General features: G+C 61.4%; 16 protein-coding genes. 3 read left to right on the forward strand and 13 right to left on the reverse strand.

The genetic code is table 11. From position 1 onward, the window contains the following. Positions 1-32 precede the first annotated feature (32 nt). Genes LQ231_RS01060 through LQ231_RS27250 form a run of 6 tightly spaced genes read right to left on the reverse strand, consistent with a single transcriptional unit; the run spans position 33 to position 7,898 of the window. Complete coding sequence (locus LQ231_RS01060; RefSeq protein WP_113142741.1) at positions 33-719, reverse strand: response regulator; 687 nt, start codon at positions 717-719, stop codon at positions 33-35. Next, positions 716-3,424 carry a sensor histidine kinase KdpD gene (locus LQ231_RS01065; RefSeq protein ID WP_230169949.1) on the reverse strand — a complete coding sequence of 903 codons (2,709 nt, stop codon included), beginning with the start codon at positions 3,422-3,424 and terminating at the stop codon, positions 716-718. The genes LQ231_RS01060 and LQ231_RS01065 overlap by 4 nt, the downstream gene beginning before the upstream one ends. A 9-nt stretch (positions 3,425-3,433) precedes the next feature. After that, on the reverse strand, positions 3,434-4,009 hold the full coding sequence (gene kdpC / locus LQ231_RS01070; RefSeq protein WP_230169950.1) for a potassium-transporting ATPase subunit KdpC: 576 nt from the start codon (positions 4,007-4,009) through the stop codon (positions 3,434-3,436). A gap of 2 nt (positions 4,010-4,011) precedes the next feature. After that, complete coding sequence (gene kdpB / locus LQ231_RS01075; RefSeq protein ID WP_230169951.1) at positions 4,012-6,066, reverse strand: potassium-transporting ATPase subunit KdpB; 2,055 nt, start codon at positions 6,064-6,066, stop codon at positions 4,012-4,014. 14 nt (positions 6,067-6,080) lie between these two features. Further along, on the reverse strand, positions 6,081-7,790 hold the full coding sequence (kdpA, locus tag LQ231_RS01080; RefSeq protein ID WP_230169952.1) for a potassium-transporting ATPase subunit KdpA: 1,710 nt from the start codon (positions 7,788-7,790) through the stop codon (positions 6,081-6,083). Positions 7,791-7,811: 21 nt separating this feature from the next. Beyond that, positions 7,812-7,898: a potassium-transporting ATPase subunit F gene (locus LQ231_RS27250; RefSeq protein WP_037074485.1), complete on the reverse strand. Its 87-nt coding sequence runs from the start codon at positions 7,896-7,898 to the stop codon at positions 7,812-7,814. 331 nt (positions 7,899-8,229) lie between these two features. On the opposite strand from LQ231_RS27250, the gene LQ231_RS01085 reads away from it, so the two are divergent. Both LQ231_RS01085 and LQ231_RS01090 read left to right on the forward strand, forming a co-directional pair. Beyond that, the gene (locus LQ231_RS01085) at positions 8,230-9,597 is read left to right on the forward strand and encodes a UDP-glucose/GDP-mannose dehydrogenase family protein (RefSeq protein ID WP_230169953.1); all 1,368 of its coding nucleotides are present in this window, start codon (positions 8,230-8,232) and stop codon (positions 9,595-9,597) included. Then, on the forward strand, positions 9,594-10,628 hold the full coding sequence (locus LQ231_RS01090; RefSeq protein WP_230169954.1) for an NAD-dependent epimerase: 1,035 nt from the start codon (positions 9,594-9,596) through the stop codon (positions 10,626-10,628). The genes LQ231_RS01085 and LQ231_RS01090 overlap by 4 nt, the downstream gene beginning before the upstream one ends. A gap of 16 nt (positions 10,629-10,644) precedes the next feature. Here LQ231_RS01090 and ugpC read toward each other — a convergent pair whose 3' ends face one another. The 7 genes from ugpC to LQ231_RS01125 all read right to left on the reverse strand — a co-directional run bounded on the left by ugpC (position 10,645) and on the right by LQ231_RS01125 (position 17,854). Beyond that, positions 10,645-11,715, reverse strand: coding sequence for a sn-glycerol-3-phosphate ABC transporter ATP-binding protein UgpC (ugpC, locus tag LQ231_RS01095; protein WP_230169955.1), 1,071 nt, complete (start codon positions 11,713-11,715; stop codon positions 10,645-10,647). A gap of 4 nt (positions 11,716-11,719) precedes the next feature. Next, positions 11,720-12,553 (reverse strand): carbohydrate ABC transporter permease, encoded by an 834-nt coding sequence (locus LQ231_RS01100; protein WP_113142748.1) that lies wholly within the window; start codon positions 12,551-12,553, stop codon positions 11,720-11,722. 4 nt (positions 12,554-12,557) lie between these two features. Further along, positions 12,558-13,496: a sugar ABC transporter permease gene (locus LQ231_RS01105; RefSeq protein WP_113142749.1), complete on the reverse strand. Its 939-nt coding sequence runs from the start codon at positions 13,494-13,496 to the stop codon at positions 12,558-12,560. A gap of 112 nt (positions 13,497-13,608) precedes the next feature. After that, positions 13,609-14,868, reverse strand: coding sequence for a sugar ABC transporter substrate-binding protein (locus LQ231_RS01110; RefSeq protein WP_230169956.1), 1,260 nt, complete (start codon positions 14,866-14,868; stop codon positions 13,609-13,611). Positions 14,869-14,907: 39 nt separating this feature from the next. Continuing rightward, entirely contained in the window at positions 14,908-16,080 is a 1,173-nt protein-coding gene (locus tag LQ231_RS01115; protein ID WP_230169957.1) for a PLP-dependent transferase, read from the reverse strand. Beyond that, positions 16,077-16,799 (reverse strand): FadR/GntR family transcriptional regulator, encoded by a 723-nt coding sequence (locus LQ231_RS01120; protein WP_230169958.1) that lies wholly within the window; start codon positions 16,797-16,799, stop codon positions 16,077-16,079. The genes LQ231_RS01115 and LQ231_RS01120 overlap by 4 nt, the downstream gene beginning before the upstream one ends. Positions 16,800-17,071: 272 nt before the next feature. Further along, positions 17,072-17,854, reverse strand: a complete 783-nt coding sequence (locus LQ231_RS01125) for a S8 family serine peptidase (protein ID WP_230169959.1) — start codon at positions 17,852-17,854, stop codon at positions 17,072-17,074. Between LQ231_RS01125 and LQ231_RS01130 the strand changes: the two genes are divergently transcribed. Continuing rightward, positions 17,807-18,436, forward strand: coding sequence for a hypothetical protein (locus LQ231_RS01130; protein ID WP_230169960.1), 630 nt, complete (start codon positions 17,807-17,809; stop codon positions 18,434-18,436). The two genes, LQ231_RS01125 and LQ231_RS01130, sit on opposite strands and share 48 nt — an antisense overlap. Positions 18,437-18,590: the final 154 nt, after the last annotated feature.

The raw sequence follows: 18,590 nt of genomic DNA on the forward strand, positions 1-18,590 counted from the left end.
AATATGCGCTGCGCGTTCAGGGGCATCAAATCTCAGAGGGTGACGAATCGATAGCCGACTCCCGGCTCCGTCAGGATAATCGCCGGTTCCGCCTCGTTTGTCTCGATCTTGGCGCGGATCTGACGAATGAATACCCGCAGATATTGCAGGTCGTGCTCATGCGCAGGTCCCCAGACCTGCTTCAACAACGCCCCATGCGTCAGCACGCGACCGGCATGTGAAGCGAGCAGCGACAGGAGATCGTATTCCTTCGGGGTCAGCTTGACCGACCGCTCGCCCTTGCTCACCAACCGGTGTTCCATGTCGATTGTCAGATCGCCGCTGCGGATGGTCGATGGCGCCGGATCCGTATGGGTTTTATGGCGCAGGGCCACCCGGATACGCGCCGTCAGCTCACCGATTCCGAAAGGCTTTTCGAGATAGTCATCGGCGCCGAGATCGAGCGCTGCAATCTTTTCCGTCTCCCGGTCCCTCGCCGACAGGACAATGATCGGGATCTTGCTCCAGCTGCGCAACTGCGCAATCACCTCCTTGCCATCCATGTCAGGCAAGCCAAGATCGAGGATAAGCAGATCCGGAGCCGCAGTCGCCACCAGCGCCAGCGCCTGCTTGCCTGTCTCCGCCTCAACCACGTCATAGCCTGCAGCCATCAACGCAGGTCGCAGAAAACGCAGGATCTGTGGTTCATCATCGACGACGACGATGCGCTGGCCTCTCATACCTCCGGCCTTTCCTTGGCAGTTTCTTCGAGCGGAAATCGCAACGTGAACCGCGTGCCCCGTCTCTTTACGGCCGGACTTTCGACCATGATCGAGCCGCCCATGGCTTCGACGAAACCTTTTGCGATCGCAAGGCCCAGACCGGTACCCGGCTTGCGCCCATCCGCTTTCTTGCCGCGACGATAGAATTTCTCGAAGATCCGGTCGATGTCTCTCTCCGGAATGCCCTTGCCAAGATCGGTGATCGACAGCAACACCGAACCGGCATCCCTCTTGGCATACAGCATCACGGGCTCGCCGCCGCCATGTTTGAACGCGTTGTCGAGCAGATTGAACAGCACCTGGCCGAGCAGAATGCTGTCGGCGCGGATCAGGGGCAGATCGCTGGCGATACTGGTGGAGATCTCCAGGTCAGGCGCGATTCTGCGAACACGTGCGACACTATCCAGAACAATGTCGCTGAGGTCGACCCAGTCGCGCGCAGGCTCCACGGCACCCGCCTCGATACGGGTCATGTCGAGAAGGTTGCCGACGAAGCGTGACAGCCTGTCGCCCTCCTCCTCGATTGACGTCAGCAGGTCACGACGGCTTTCTGCCGGCATGCGCTCGCCAAACTCCTTGAGGCTGGTGACGGCACCGGTGATCGTCGCCAACGGCGTTCGCAGATCATGGGAAATTGAAGACAAAAGCGTCGACTGGAAACGTTCGCGCTCCAGCCTCGCCTTGTCCTCGACGCTCCGTGTCGTCAGCGTTGCCCGGTCGAATGCGATCGTGACCTGGTCCAGGATGGCGCCGAGTGCTCGCTCCTCGGTCGGGTCAAGAGCATGGCCTTCCGTGCCATAACCGCAAACGGCGAGCGTGCCGGCTGGACCGCGCAGAGGGCGGAACTGCAACTTCGAATTCGGCAGCGTGCCCGTGCCGGCACCCGTCGTCTCGCCTTTCTCATAGGCAAAACGTGCCGCGGCCATCTCCGCCACGCCGAGTTCCGTATCGGGTGGCCAACAGGAACGCAGCGACAGCGTGCCCTCGAGGGGAGACAGCAACGCAACCGGCCGCTGGATGGTGCCATTGAGCTGGCTAACGGCCGTCCAGACGATCGCGTCCTGATCAACCGTGCCCGCAAGTTTCGATGAGACATCGTAGAGGATCTGCGTTTGTGCAGCGCGGCGGGCGGCAACCTTTCCCTGCTCGCGTATGCGCGAAGCAATACCGCCGGCAATCAAAGCGGCAGCAACGAAAATGGCAAAGGCGAAGACCTCATGGGGCGCCGCGATTGTCAGCGTGCCGACAGGCGAGATGAAGAAGAAATTATAGGCGATCGCCGAGAGCATCGACGCGAGCAGGGCGGCGAAATATCCGCCCCGCAACGCGGAGACCAGCACGGCGAGAAGGAACAGCATGGAAACATTCGGCAGCGACACGATCTCGACCATGGCGCGACCGCCAAGTGTCGCCACCGCCGTGGTCGCCAGTGCGGTCAGCACGTCCTTCGGTCTGATCGCCAGACGATTGCTTGCCAGGCGTCGTTGCAGCTGAGCAAGCCGATCCATCTTCACCGGCGTTTCCGAGGTAATCAGATGAATGCCGATGCCGGACAACTCCTCCAGCAGCGCATCGGTGAGTGACTTTTTCAGCAGCCGCTGCCACAGCGACCGCTGCGGCGCCCCGATCACGATCTGGGTGACATGCTCGCGTTTGGCGATACGAAGGATCTCCTGGACGAAATCGCGCCCCTGCACGCGCTTCGTCTCTGCACCCAGCCGCTCTGCCAGGCGAAAAAGTTCATCGATCCGCATCTGCCGGGATGGATCGTCATCCACGACGTCAGACTGTTCCAGTGAGACGACGATCCAGTGCGCATTCATCCCGGACGCCAGATTGCTGGCGGTGCGCACGACCTTGTCCGACAGCATGTCGGGACCGACACAGACCAGGAGCCGTTCGCCTGTCCGCCAGGGCCCCTCGATGGCGTTCTGCTTGAGGAAATCGACCATCTGGTCGTCGACCCGGTCAGCCGTGCGCCTGAGCGCCAATTCGCGGAGCGCTGTCAGGTTGCCGAGGCGAAAGAAACTGTCGGCGGCACGCCGCGCATTCTCCGGCAGATAGACCTTGCCCTCCTTCAGCCGGTTGATCAGTTCCTCGGGCGCAAGATCAATCAGGATCACCTCGTCAGCCTGCTTCAGCACACGATCGGGCACGGTCTCGCGCACCTGCACCCCGGTGATCTGGGTGACGATTTCCGACAGGCTTTCCAGATGCTGGATATTGAGCGCCGTCCAGACATCGATGCCGGCTGCGATCAGTTCCTCGATATCCTGATAACGCTTCGGGTGACGGCTTTCCGGCGCATTCGTGTGCGCCAGTTCGTCGACAATCAGAATGGCGGGACGTCGCACAAGCGCCGCATCGATGTCGAACTCGTCGACGACGCGGCCTTTGTAGTCGACATGCCGGCGCGGCAGAAACTCCAGGCTTTCGATCAGTGCCTCGGTCTCGGCCCTTCCATGGGTTTCGACAAGACCGATCACGACATCGGCGCCCGCATTCTTGCGAATACGGGCGCGCGACAACATGGCAAAGGTTTTTCCGACACCCGGAGCAGCCCCGAGAAAGATGGTCAGCTTACCGCGGCCGGCCCGGTTGGCCAGCCCGAGAAGCGCATCGGGATCGGGTCGGCTATGGCTGTCTCTCGATTCGTCGGGCATCCGAAAACCTTATCTTGGCGCCCCAACTGAATCGAGAGCCATGTTCAGTTGCAGCACGTTGATCCGCGGTTCGCCGATCACGCCGAAAAGACGCGGCTGCACCTGGGCGTTGACGAGAGATGCAACGTCGCCTGTCTGCATGTCGCGCGCCTTGGCAATGCGTTCGACCTGGCTCAGGGCGTTCTCTGGCGAAATGTCGGGATCGAGACCGGACCCGGAAGACGTCACGGCATCGGCAGGAACATCGCCCGTGCCGCCAGCATCCCGCCACGCCGCAACCGCAGCCGCAGTCTGGTCGCTGAGTTTCTGCGAGGTGGGCGCAAGATTGGTGCCGCTGGACGCCAACCCGTTGTAGGCGGAACCGCCCGTCGCCGACGGCCGCGGCCAGAAATAGCGATCGCTGGAGAATGCCTGCCCGATCAGTGCCGAGCCGACGACGACATCGCCCTGGCGGACGAGGCTGCCATTGGCCTGCGCCGGCATGACAGCCTGAGCTGCACCTGTCAGGGCCAGAGGATAGGCAAGACCGCAAAGGCCGGTGAAGATGACGACCATCGAGATCGCCGGACGAAGATAAGACAACATGGTTACACCCATTGCAGTGTGGTGATGGCGATATCGATGACCTTGATGCCGATGAAGGGCAGGACAAGGCCGCCAAGCCCGTAGACGAAGAGGTTGCGGCGCAGCAGGGCTGCGGCCCCAACCGGACGATAGGCAACACCCTTCAACGCCAAGGGGATCAGCGCGACGATGATCAACGCGTTGAAGATGACCGCCGACAAGATCGCCGATTGCGGCGAGGCAAGCCCCATGATGTTGAGCGCCGCCAGCCCCGGATAGGCCGAGATGAACAGCGCGGGGATGATGGCGAAATATTTGGCCACGTCATTGGCGATCGAGAAGGTCGTCAGCGAACCGCGCGTCATCAGCAATTGTTTGCCGATCTCGACGATTTCGATCAGCTTGGTCGGGCTGGAGTCGAGATCGACCATGTTGGCCGCCTCCCGCGCCGCCTGAGTGCCTGTCTGCATGGCGACCCCGACATCCGCTTGGGCCAGTGCCGGAGCATCGTTCGTGCCGTCACCGCACATGGCGATCAGCCGTCCGCCTTCCTGGGCTCTGCGGATATAGGCAAGCTTGTCTTCCGGCGTTGCCTGAGCGAGGAAATCGTCCACCCCGGCCTCGGAGGCGATTGCCGCTGCGGTCACCGGATTGTCGCCCGTCACCATCACTGTGCGGATACCCATGGCACGCAGCGCCGCAAAGCGCTCCTTGATGCCCGGCTTGATCACATCCTTCAGGTGGATGACGCCCAGCAGATGATTGCCGTCGGCAACGGCGAGCGGCGTACCACCGGATTGTGCGATACGGGCGACGGCATCGTTGAAGGCCTTCGGCGCGGACGCCTCATCAAGGCCGGCAAATTTCAGCACCGAATCGACGGCCCCCTTGCGCAGACGCTGGCCGCCGATGTCGACACCTGAAAGCCGCGTCTCGGCGGTAAAGGGAATAACGGCATCCGGCGCTGTTTTCGGCTGGACCTGGCCATATTCGCCGGTGGCGAGCGCCACGATCGAGCGCCCCTCCGGCGTCTCGTCGGACTGGCTGGCGAGCAGTGCCGCCTTGGCTAGCTCCTCCGGCGAAATGCCCGGAACGGCAAGGAAGTCGCTTGCCATGCGGTTGCCGAAGGTGATCGTACCGGTCTTGTCGAGCAGCAGTGTATCCACGTCGCCTGCGGCCTCGACGGCACGGCCGGAGGTCGCGATGACGTTGAACCGCACCAGCCGATCCATGCCGGCAATACCGATCGCCGACAGCAGGCCACCGATCGTCGTCGGAATGAGCGTCACCAGAAGTGCCGCGAGCACAGTGACCGAGAGCAGAACGCCGGAATAGCTGGCGAGCCCGAACAGCGTCACGACGGCGATCACGAAGATCAGCGTCAGGCCCGACAACAGGATCGACAGGGCGATCTCGTTCGGAGTCTTCTGCCGCTCGGCACCTTCGATCAGCGCAATCATGCGATCGACGAAGGACGATCCCGGTGCCACGGTGATCCGGATGCGGATCTCGTCGGACAGGACCTGTGTGCCGCCGGTCACCGCCGAACGATCGCCACCGGCTTCACGGATGACCGGCGCGGATTCGCCCGTGATCGCGCTTTCATTGACCGAGGCCACGCCTTCGATCACTTCGCCATCGCCCGGAATGAGTTCCCCGGCGGCAACCACCACCACATCGCCAATCTTCAGCGATGTGGCTGGGATGGTAATGATGTCGCGACCGTTGCCGGTGACCTTGCGGGCGGAAAGCTCGCTCTTGGTCCGGCGCAGGCTGTCGGCCTGCGCCTTGCCGCGCCCTTCGGCAACGGCTTCGGCAAATGTGGCAAACAGCACTGTGAACCACAGCCAGGCGGCAATCTGGCCGGAAAAGGCAGACGGCGCGCCGGATAAGAGATCCCGCAGGAACAGGATCGTCACGACGGATGCCACGATTTCGGTGACGAACATCACCGGATTGCGGATCATCTGGCGCGGATCGAGCTTGAGCACGGCATCCTTGAGCGCACCCTTGATGATCGAGGGCTCGAACAGTCTCTGGCCCGATTTGGATTGGGACGTGGAATGGGACGGTGTCATGATGACAGCCTCTTTCAATAGGTTTTGCCGGCGAGCATGCTGACATGCTCGGCAATGGGACCAAGCGCGAGCGCCGGGAAATATTGCAGGCCGCCGAGGATCAGGATGATCGCGACGAGCAGACCGACGAACAGTGGTGTATGGGTTGGGAAGGTACCGGCCGACGGCGTGCCGCGGGTCTTGCCGACCAAAGAACCGGCAATTGCGAGAACCGGAACGGCATAAGCGAAACGGCCAAGCGCCATGGCGATGCCGAGCGTCGTGTTGTACCAGGGTGTGTTCGCCGACAGGCCGCCGAAAGCAGACCCGTTATTGCCGGCAGCAGACGTATAGGCATAGAGGATCTCGGACAGGCCATGCGGACCGGCATTGCCGAGTGAAGCGAGCGCCATAGGCAGAACCGCTGCGACAGCCGAAAAGCCGAGGATGGCAAAGGGCAGGACGAGAACAGCCAGCATCGCGTATTTCATCTCGCGGCCCTCGATCTTCTTGCCGAGGAATTCCGGCGTGCGGCCAACCATCAGGCCGGCGACGAAGACGGTGAGCACACAGAAGACCAAGAGGCCGTACAGACCGGAACCGACGCCGCCGGGCAGGATCTCGCCAAGCTGGATCAGGAACATCGGCACCAGGCCACCCAGCGCCGTCAGCGACCCATGCATGGCATTGACGCCGCCGTTCGAAATGCCGGTGGTGATCGCCACATAGGCGGCACTCATAGCCTGGCCGAAACGCACTTCCTTGCCTTCCATATTGCCGAAGGTTGGGTCCAGTCCGAGCGCAAGCTGGATCGGATTGCCATAGGTTTCCGCCACATATACCGCAGCAATACCGGCAACCAGCAGGATGGCGACACTGGCAATCAGTGCCCAACCCTGGCGAACATCGCCGACCATCTTGCCGAAGGCATAGATGAGAGCAGTCGAAATCGACAGCATGGCAAGGATATTGAAATAGTTGCTGATCGCCGACGGGTTTTCGAACGGATGGGCCGCGTTGACGTTGAAGAAGCCGCCACCATTGGTGCCCAACTGCTTGATCGCCTCCTGGCTGGCGACAGGGCCAAGACCGAGGGCCTGCTGTGCACCTTCCAGCGTGGTCGCCGTCACCGATGCATCCATCGTCTGCGGCAGGCCGAGCCAGATGAAGATGAGGGCGAGCACGATCGACAGAGGCAGCAGCACGTAGAGCGCTGCACGCGTCATATCGACCCAGAAATTGCCAAGCGTATTGGCCGCCGAGCGCGCAAAGGCACGCGTAACAGCCAGCGCAATCGCGATACCGGTCGCAGCCGACAGGAAATTCTGTACGGCAAGGCCAGCCATCTGCGAGAAGTTGCTGACGGTCGTCTCACCGGCATAGGACTGCCAGTTGGTATTGGTAACGAAGCTGATTGCCGTGTTGAAGGCGAGATCCGGCGTCATGCCGGCAAAGCCCTGCTGGTTATAGGGCAGATGGGCCTGAAGACGCAGAATCGCATAAAGCGCCAGAAAGCCCATGGCGTTGAAGGCAAGCATGGCGAGCGTGTAGGCCAGCCACCCCTGCTCACGCCGCGGATCGACGCCCGAAGTCCAAAGAATGCCGCGCTCGATGGGCGACAGCAAGGGGGACAAAAACGTCCGTTCACCCTCGAAGACGCGGGCCAGGTAAAGGCCAAGCGGCTTGATGGTGACGAGCGCGAGGATGAGCAGCAGGCCGATTTGCAGCCAACCGTTGGAAGACATGATGTGCTCCGGATGTGAGGTCTAGAAGCGCTCGGGACGGATAAGCGTCACGACGAGATAGACCGAGATGAAAATTGCGGCGGCGAGGCCAAGCAGGGGTTCGAACATGGTAAACCTCACAATCGGCCGAGAAGACGTGCATAGACGGCGAGAGCAGCGAAACTGCCGAGGCCGAGCACAATGAACAAAAGATCAGTCACGATGGACTCCTGTTGTTGAGTTCAGGCTGCACCATCGCGCCAACACGCATTAAATCTCGATAGGGAATCCAGGCGTCTGACATAAGGATTTCATAAGGATGTCTTCGAGCTGCGCTACCACGACGCATTTTCTGCAACACAGCTCAAATCTTGCCATCCCGCGGCACATGGCCTACGACCGGCAGGCATTCGCATCACGCTTTGATTGAGCGCTTTGAGCCAAGGCAAGGAACCCATCAGTGAACGTTACGATCTTTGGAACAGGCTATGTCGGTTTGGTCACGGGCGCGTGCCTCGCCGATGTCGGCCACAACGTCATGTGCATGGACATCGACCAGGGCAAGATCGACCGGCTGAACAAGGGCGAGATCCCGATCTACGAGCCCGGCCTGCAGGCGATCGTCGAGCGCAATATCAAGGACGGCACGCTTGTCTTCACCACCGACGCCGCAAAGGCCGTGTCGCATGCCGATATGCAGTTCGTGGCGGTCGGCACGCCTCCGGATGAGACCGGGGCCGCCGATCTGCAATATGTCCTGGCTGTCGCCGAAACCATCGGCAAGGCCATGACCGGCTTCAAGCTCGTCGTGGTCAAGTCGACAGTGCCCGTCGGCACCTGCGACAAGGTTGCCGAGCGCCTGAAGTCCGTGCTGGGTGCGCGCAGCAATGCGCCCACCTTCGAAGTCGTATCCAATCCGGAGTTTCTGAAAGAAGGCGCTGCGGTCTCGGACTTCCTGAAGCCCGATCGCATTATTGTAGGCACAGACTCGGCACGCGCGCGCGCCATGATGGCCGAGCTCTACGAGCCGTTCAACCGCAATCACGAGCGCACGATCTACATGGACCGGCGCTCTTCTGAACTGACCAAATATGCCGCCAACGCCATGCTGGCGACGAAGATTTCCTTCATCAACGAGATCGCCAACCTGGCCGAGAAGCTGGGCGCCGATATCGAGCATGTTCGCCGCGGCATCGGCGCTGATCCGCGCATCGGCTATCATTTCATCTATCCCGGCATCGGTTACGGCGGCAGCTGCTTTCCCAAGGATGTGCAGGCGCTCGCCCGCACGGCACGCGAGGTCGGCTACGATGCCCATCTGATCGAGGCGGTCGAAGCCGTCAACAACCGCCAGAAGCACCGGCTTTTCGACAAGATCGCCGACCATTTCGGCGGGGAGCGCAATCTGGCCGGCAAGACGATTGCCATCTGGGGCCTGTCGTTCAAGCCCAATACCGACGACATGCGCGAAGCCTCCAGCCGCATATTGATGGAAGCGCTCTGGTCTGCTGGTGCCAAGGTCAGGGCCTTCGATCCGGTAGCCGGCGACGAAGCGGCCCGGATCTATGGCACACATGCGGACCTGACATTGGTCGGTGACAAATATTCGGCGCTCGATGGTGCCGATGCACTGGCCGTCTGCACCGAATGGCAGCAGTTCCGCGCGCCCGATTTCGGCGAAATGGCGCTGCGCATGACGACGAAGACCATCTTCGACGGCCGCAACCTGTTTGCCCCCGAAAGGCTCCGGGACGACGGCTGGACCTATCTGAGCATCGGCCGTGCCACCGTCTTGCCGCGACCGCGCGCCGTGGAGCAGGCGCAATGAAAGTCCTCGTCACCGGCAATGCCGGTTTCATCGGGTATCATGTCGCCAGGCGACTGATCGAACGCGGTGACGAGGTCGTCGGCTTCGATGTTGTCAACGACTATTACGATCCCGCCTTGAAGGAAGCGCGTCTGGCCCTGCTTGAGGAAGCGGCGGGCAGGCAGGGCGGTCGCTATAGCTTCGTCCGCGCCAATCTTGCCGATCGCGCCGCCGTCGAAACCTGCTTTGCCGATCACACGTTCGACCGGGTCATCCATCTCGCCGCCCAGGCCGGCATTCGCTACAGCCTGGAAAACCCGCATTCCTATGTCGAAAGCAATCTGATCGGCTTCACCAACATCCTTGAGGCCTGCCGATATGCCCGCGTTGCCCATCTGACCTATGCATCCACGTCGAGCGTCTATGGTGCCAATACAAAGATGCCGTTCAGCGAACATGACATGGCCGACCATCCGCTGCAGTTCTATGCCGCAACCAAGCGTGCCAACGAACTGATGGCGCACAGCTATTCGCATCTGTTTGCCATGCCGACCACCGGCCTGCGCTTCTTCACCGTCTACGGCCCATGGGGCCGTCCGGACATGGCGCTGTTCAAGTTCACCAAGAATATCATCGAAGGTCGACCGATCACCGTCTTCAACAACGGCAATCACACCCGCGACTTCACCTATATCGACGATATCGTCGAAGGTGTGATCCGCGCCAGCGACGCGATCGCGCAGCCGAACCCGGAATGGGACGGAAGCCGGCAGGATCCGGCCTCCAGCCTGGCGCCCTTCCGCCTCTACAATATCGGCAACAGCGCACCGGTGAAGCTGATGGCCTATATCGAAGCCCTTGAAGAGGCTTTGGGACAGGCGGCAATCCGGGAAATGCTGCCGCGCCAGCCCGGCGACGCGCTCGACACCTATGCCGATGTCAGCGACCTCACTAGGGAGCTCGGATATACACCCGCCATCTCCGTCGACGAAGGCGTGCGCCGATTTGTCGAGTGGTACCGCGACTTCTACAGCACGGAAAAACCCGCCTGAAGCAAGCCTTCCACGGCTACACCTTGTCGCCGGCCTCGTTGAAGAAATGCAGGTTGGCCACCGGCATTCCGACCGAAACTTCGCCCTGCATGCCGAGGAAACGCCGGTCCAGCGTAAACGCCTTGAAGGCGACCGGGCCAAGCTTGAGATGCACGATGATGCCGAAGCCCGTCGGCTCGACGAGATCAACGGTCGCCTTGAACACATCGGCACCCTCTGCGCCGAGGATGACATGCTCCGGCCGGATGCCGAGCGTCGCAGCGCTGCCGTCCGGCAGGTTCGCCTTGGCGCCGAGCGGTAGGACAACGCCGCCATCGAGAGTAAACGCCGCGGCATCGCCACTGGTCGTGTAACGCCCCTCGAAAAAGTTCATGCCCGGCGATCCGATGAAACCGGCAACGAAGAGATTGGCCGGACTGTCGTAAAGCTCGAGCGGGCTGCCGACCTGCTGGATCACGCCGCCATGCATGGCGACGATACGGTCGGCCAGCGTCATCGCCTCGATCTGGTCATGCGTGACGTAGATCGAGGTGGCACCCAGGTCCTTGTGCAGCTTCTTGATCTCGGCGCGCATCTGCTCGCGCAGGCGGGCGTCGAGATTGGACAGCGGTTCGTCGAACAGGAAGGCCTTCGGCTCGCGCACGATCGCGCGCCCCATGGCAACGCGCTGACGCTGGCCGCCAGACAGTGCCTTGGGCCGCCGCTCCATCAGCGGATCGAGCCCAAGCTTGCCGGCGGCATTGGCAACCACGGCGGCGATCTTCTCCTTGGCGATCTTCCGCAGGCGCAGGCTGTAGCTCATGTTGCGGGCGACACTCATATGCGGGTAGAGCGCATAGGACTGGAACACCATGGCGATGTCGCGGTCCTTCGGGGCGAGATCGTTGACCCGCTTGCCGTCGATGCGGATTTCGCCGTCGGTGACGCCTTCAAGACCGGCAATCATCCGCAATAGCGTGGACTTGCCGCAGCCGGACGGTCCGACCAGAACGACGAATTCGCCATCCTTGATCTTCAGGTCGATGCCATGCAGCACCGGATGGATGCCGTAGGACTTGCGGACGTCGGCAATATCGATGGATGCCATGGGATCAGCCTTTCACGGCACCGGCCGTCAGGCCCTGCACGAGATAACGTTGGATCAACAGGAAGAACAGGCAGGCGGGAATGAGCGCCATGACGCCCGCCGCCATCATCTGTCCGAAGTCGACCGAGAATTTCGACACGAAGGACAACAGGCCAACCGGGAATGTGGCCGCGGCATTGCCGGAAATCAGCATTAGCGAGAACAGCAGCTCGCTCCAGGCGGCAGTGAACACGAAGCCGAGCGTGGCGGCGATGCCGGGCAACGTCAGCGGCAGAATGATTTCGCGAAACGCCACGAACTGCGTCGCGCCGTCGATCATCGCCGCCTCCTCGAGATCCTTTGGAATGCCGTCGAAGAACGACTGCATCAGGAACGTGGCAAACGGCACGTTGAACGCCGTGTAGACGATGACCAGGCCGGTCAGGCTGTTGGTCAGGCCGAGCGGCGACAGCATCTTGAAGATCGGCGCGACAAGCATCACCAGCGGAAACATCTGGGTCAGCAGCATCAGCGTCACGATCCAGTATTTGCCGCGAAAGGTGAACCGCGACATCGCATAGCCGGCAAGCGAGGCAAGCACCGTGACGATGATCGCCGTCGACCCCGAAACGATCAGGCTGTTCTTGAAGAAGATCGGAAAGTCGCTGTGGCGCAGGACAAATTCGAAATGCTCGAACGTGGTTCGCGACGGCCACAGGCGAATGCCCTCGGAATAGAGCAGCTTGTTGGGCGTCACCGAGACCTTGAGCAGCCAGTAGAGCGGGAAAAGCGCGAACACCACATAGACAAGGATGGCGAGGCGATGGGCGAGGATGGAAATTACGCGTTTGCCGGTCATGGTCTCAATCCTTGCTCAACAGCCACTGCCGCAACACGACGATCAGCATGGAATAGGTGATCAGCAAAACCAGCAGCACCAATGCGATGGCCGAGGCGTAGCCGAAGTCCAGGCGCTTGAACGCCTGGGTGAAGATATAGCTGGCGACGATCTGGCTGCGATCGGCCGGCCCGCCATTGGTCATGACGATGATCAGGTCGGCGAAATTGGAGATCCACACCGTGCGCAGGAGAACCGTGATCGCAATGGTCGGCGCAAGAAACGGCAGGGTGATCGACAGGAAACGCTGGACGGGACCGGCGCCATCGATGCTGGCTGCCTCGTAGAGATCCCGCGGGATCGCCTGCAGCGCTGCCAGCAGCGTGATGGCGAAAAACGGAATGCCCCACCAGACATTGGCGATGATCGGCCCCCACATCGACAATTGTGGGTCAGAGAGAATATTGGCCGGTTCGCTCATCAACCCGAGCGCAAAGAGCCAATGCGGCAGAGGGCCAACCAGCGGATTGAACAGCCAGGCCCAGTTGAGGCCGGCGAGGAAGCTCGGCACGGCCCACGGAAGAAAGACCAGAGCCTGGACGATACCGCGGCCATAAAAGGGCTTGTCGAGCAGCAGTGCGAGCGTCAGACCAAAGGCAAACTGCAGCACGACGGACCAACCGGTCCACCAGAGAGTGTTTCTCAGCGCTCGGTAAAAATTGTCGTCCTTGGCCAGTGCCACGAAATGATCAAGGCCGATGAAGCCGCCGGAAAACGGCTTGAGCAGCTGGATATCGCGGAAGGCATAGGAAATGCCCAGAACCAGCGGCACCAGCATCACGGTCACGATCAGGATCAGCGCCGGTGCACTGTAGAGATAGGGCGCGGATGCGTCCGCCAGGCGCTTCTTCAGCGGTCGCTGGTCTCTTGGTGAGCCGCTGCCGCGGGCTGCAAGTGAAGCCATCGTCAAGTATCCGTTTCGCGGCGGGCCGATCGGCGGGCCGTGTTTCCAGTCGGGAATGAGCCGGCAGGCGGCGGGTTCGAGGCCGCCGCCTGCCGGTCGTCATTGGCGAGGATTATTTGCTCGCCAGGAACTTCTGCTGGGCAGCCGTCAGGTATTCGGCCCACTGCTTGGCCAGTTCTTCCGGCGTGATGTCGCCGAGCAGGGCTTCCTGCGTGGTCTTGATCGCTAGCGAATCCTTGAAGAAGGCAAATTCTTCCAGGTATGTCGGCATGACGGTCGGAACGGCATCCTTGTCAGCCAGTTCGTCGAACCAGCCCTTGAACTGTTCGCCGGCATAGAAGGGATCCTTCTCTGCCGCCTTCAGCGCTGGAAGGGCGCCGATCCGCTTGTTCCACTCGATATTGCCTTCCGGACCTTCAAGCGTCGCGATCAGCTTCCACGACAGATCCTTGTTGGCGCTCGCCGACATCATCGACCAGCCGGCATATCCGATGGTCGGGAACGACTTGCCGGCCGGACCCTTGGGCATCGGCACCACCGCGTAGTCGGCGGCATCCATGCGCTCGCTGATGGCGATCAGCGCATCCGGATCCTGGTCGAGCATCGCGCATGTCCCGGTATAGAAGCCAGCGACGATCTCGTTGAAGCCCCAGTTGACGCTGTCCTTCGGAGCATAGCCCTTCTTGTAGAGGTCGACGACCCATTCGATGCCCTTGACCCAGTCCGGCTCGCTGAACTTCGAAGTGCCATCGGCATTGAAGAATTCGTTGTTGCCGGCCATCGTGGCGGCAAACATCATCCAGCCGTTCAGGCCACCCGGGCCGCCGCGCAGGCAGTAGCCGTACTTGCCGGGCAGTTTGGAGATCTTCTCGGATGCCGCGACGAATTCGTCCATCGTCTTCGGCGGGCCGTCGATACCGGCCTCCGCGAAGATCTTCTTGTTGTAGAACATGGCACGCAGATAGAAGCCGTAAGGCAGCATATAAGCGGTGTCCTTGACGTCGCGGCCAAGTTCCAGCGCGCGGTCCGTCATGCCGGCCGTGTGTTCCCAGTCCTTCAGATAGGGCTCAAGGCTTTCCAGCATGCCATTGTTGGCATAGAGCGACAGCCATGTGTCCGGCATTTCCATGACGTCGGGAATTTCGCCGGCCGAAACCATGGTGGCGAATTTCTGGAAGGCTTCGCCCCAGGGCAGAGAGATGATCTCGACCTTGGTGCCGGGATTGGCGGCTTCGAATTTGCCGACGATCGATTTCAGCGTTTCGGTGCGCTCCGGGCTGGTGATCACTTCGACCAGCTTCAGCGTCGTGTCGGCCATGGCGGTTCCCGCCATCATGGTGGCGAACAATGTCGCCGTAATCAGTTTTTTCATTGTTTATTCCCCTCTGTTTTGATGTTGCTTGTCGTGGTGTCAGCCAGACGAAGCGGCAGTGATCGCCGCATCGAGATCGCTCCAGAGGGCCTCCGTTCCCTCCAGGCCGACATGGAGCCGTACCGACCGCGGGCTGATGCCGAAGGCTTCCGCGGAATTGGGTTGCGCTTTTTGTGACAGGACGACTTCGCCCGGCACGATCAGGCTTTCATGGCCGCCCCAGCTCACACCCAGCTTGAACAGCCTGAGATGGTCGGCAAAGGTGCGGACATTGACGCCGTCCTTGAAGATGAAGGAAAACAGGCCGGACGTGCCGGACAGGCCGGGCGGCAGCTGGTTGGCGAGCCCCGGATAGCAAACGGTTTCCACCGCATCATGGCCCTGCAGCCGCTGGGCAATCGCTATCGTCGAGGTCTCATGCGCCCGCATGCGGATCGGCAGGGTGCGCAGGCCGCGGATCAAAAGCCAGGCATCGAACGGCGACAGCTTGCCGCCGAGATAGGGATAGGCCTCCGCCCGGATCCGGCCGATCAGGTCCTTCGAACCGGCAACGACACCCGCGACCACGTCGCTATGGCCGCCGAGATATTTCGAGGCCGAATGAATGACCAGATCGACACCCAGCGCGATCGGTTGCTGGAAGATCGGGCTCGCCCAGCTGTTGTCGATCGCGGTGATCACACCATGTCGTCTAGCCAAAGCCGCCAATCCCCTGACATCATGGGTCTGCATCACCCAGCTGGTCGGACTTTCCATGTAGAAGAGCTTGGCGCCCGGCAGCGCCCTGGCCACCTCTTCCTCGTCGCGCCCGTCGACATAGGTGACCTCGACCTTCATCCGCTTCAGCAGTGTGCCGAACAGCCGGAAGGCATCGGGATAGAGATGCTTGACCGCGACGATCCGGTCACCGGGCTCGACGAAGGACAGCACGGTCGAGGAGATCGCCGACATGCCGCTGGCAAAGCCGATCGCGTCTTCCGCACCTTCGAGTTTGGCCAGCATCTCCTCGAACATGCGCACGGTGGGATTGAGACCGCGGGTATAGATCGGCCGGACCTTCTCGCCGCGATAGGACGAAACCATGTCGTCATAGTCGGTGAAGGTGAAAAGCGAGGTCTGCACGATCGGCGGGACGACCGCATCATAGGCATTGCCCTCGTCATGGGCGACGATGAGGGAGGCATTCTCGAACGGATCAAAGCCGTTGCTCATTGGGACATTTCCTTGATGTCTTGCTCGACGATGTCGAGGATTTTCAGTGTCTCGGCGCGCGCGGCCTCGGGATCCTGGTCGGCGATCGCGTTGAACAGGGTGCGGTGAAACGGGAAGGACCGGCGGGCAAAGTCCGGCCGGTCGAATGGTTTTTCCCAAAAGCGCTCGAAGGCGTCGCGCATCTGTTCCAGCAGCTGGCGAAACAGCGGATTGTGGGTCGCGTCATAGATGGCGAGGTGGAATTGCAGGTCCTCAGGCCCGGATGTGCCCTTGGACAGATGCACCCGTTCCATCTCGTTGAGCTTCAGCTCGATATCCTTCAGGTCCTCGGCGGTGCGTTTGCGCGCGGCAACCATGCCGGCCTCAGCCTCGATGCCGCGGCGAACCTCGAGCGTCTTCAAAAGCACGTCGCGCAGATGCGTCGTGTCCAGCGACAGCGGCATATGGATGGTGGTTCCCGAAATCGGCTTGAGCAGATAGGTGCCGCTGCCCTTGCGCGCCTCGACCACGCCGAGCGCCTGGAAATGCCGGATCACCTCGCGGATGGTCGAACGACCGACGGCGAGCGCCAGCATCAGTTCGCGCTCCGCCGGCAAACGGTCGCCGGGCACAAGGTTGGAACCCTTGATATAGTCGGCAAGAGCCGCCGTGACCTGCTGCACCCGGTCGACAGGAGGCAAAGGCGACAGTGCGGCTCGATCGTCCCGTGGCTTCATCATCCGCGTTGCGGTTTCCACAATAATTGGTCTGACATCTGATCAATAGTGCAAATTGCGTGGAACGCGTCAAGCCCTCGATGCGACGACCGATGCGCGGCAGAATTCTTGGGAGACCAATGGCAGGGATAGGACAGGGCGCTCGGACAACACCCAAAGTCAGACCAACATGCAGGACATTGGCCCGCTTGATTTCCCACAAGACTTTGCAGAAACCGCAAGCCTGCTCAGGCTTTAGCAGGCCGCGCCAGGCACCTGTGCGACCGAGACGCATGTCACCGCCCCGATGCTTCCATACAGAGGCTGCGGGCGTCCAGAAGGCCCCAGCCGAATATCCCGTCCTTGCCGGGCTCTCCGATATCTCGCGCCTTCGCCGTCAGGCGTTCAGCAACCTCGGCCACGGTCAGGTCCGGTTCGTCGGACAGGATAAGCGCCGCGGCCGCACTGACAAAGGGAGCGGCGAACGACGTTCCGCTCTTGGTGCGAGCACCGCTGACGGATGCAGCCGTCCACACATTGACACCGGGTGCTGCGATATCGACATGGGTGCCGCGATTGGCCCTGCGGTAGACCTTGAGGTTCTTGTCAACGGCGGTGACCGCGAGCACATCGGCATAAGCTGCCGGATAAAGCGGGCTCGCCTTCGGGCCGGCATTGCCGACGGCTGCGACAAGAATGGTGTTGTGCCCGGCGATCATCGCCTCGACGCTGCGTTTCAAAAATACATTGTCGGGACCTGCAAGGCTCAAGTTGACCACGCGCACCTGACGGCGCGCCAGTTCATCGAGAGCCCGGACGAGGTCAAAAGCCGTTGCGACATCTGCATTCCCACCGATGCGGCGGAAGGCGTCGATTGCGATTAACTTGCTTGCCGGCAAAAGACCTGGGGTCCGGCTATCGTCGGCACCGACGAGAAGTGCGGCAACCGCTGTTCCGTGTTGCTGGCCGGACGCCGGCAACGCCGCATCCGACAGTCGCAGCACCTCGATCTTGCCGCCCAAGAGCGCTGCATGATCGGGATTGATGCCCGTATCGACGAGGCCGACACCGACGCTCACCGAACATCGATCACCGGTCGTTGTCCCCGGCTCTGGCCAGCCGACAAGGTTGCGGACCAGCGCGCAGCCACGTTCACTGCAGGGGCCTGCATTGGCCTGTTCCGGCCGATAATAGTGATTGAAATCGACCACGGCAGCCGGCGCGTGTTCGGCCACCATTCGACGCGCATCATCCATGCCGATCCCGCGCGGAACCCTGAGGCGGATCATCTTATCGCCGATAAGCCCGATTGGCCGGCGCTCAACGAGCTGGAAGCCATCGGCCCCAAGCAAACGCAAAGCCGCGTCGTCAAGGCCGCTCGCAACAAGCTCATCGGGCACGCGGTCAGGAATGACGACCGGCCGCGCTGTTCTCGCCTGCGGCTGGCGACGCTGCTGGAAAAAGGGAAATCGAAAACCGGAACCACCGACACGTTGCCGGCTGGTTTCACCCCGCCCACCACTACCGCCACCGGCACGGCTTCCGCCATCGTCGTCGTCGCCACCATCGTCGCCATCATCATCCCCCCCATCGTCGCCACCGTCATCGTCATCAGCGTGCGCGGACGATACAAGCGGAAATCCCGGTGTCACAGAAACTGACAATGCCGAAAACGGCAACGCCAGGACGGCGACAAGGAAAAGCCGAATACAGCTTGCAATCGTCGGCAGCATTGTCCAATTCTCCCTCGAGGAATGTGCGCTCCCCGCCCCGTCCGTGCGCTTGAGGGGATATAGGGGCAAACGCACATCCCGC

The sequence above is a fragment of the Rhizobium sp. CECT 9324 genome, assembly GCF_918741265.1.
Taxonomy (GTDB): domain Bacteria; phylum Pseudomonadota; class Alphaproteobacteria; order Rhizobiales; family Rhizobiaceae; genus Allorhizobium.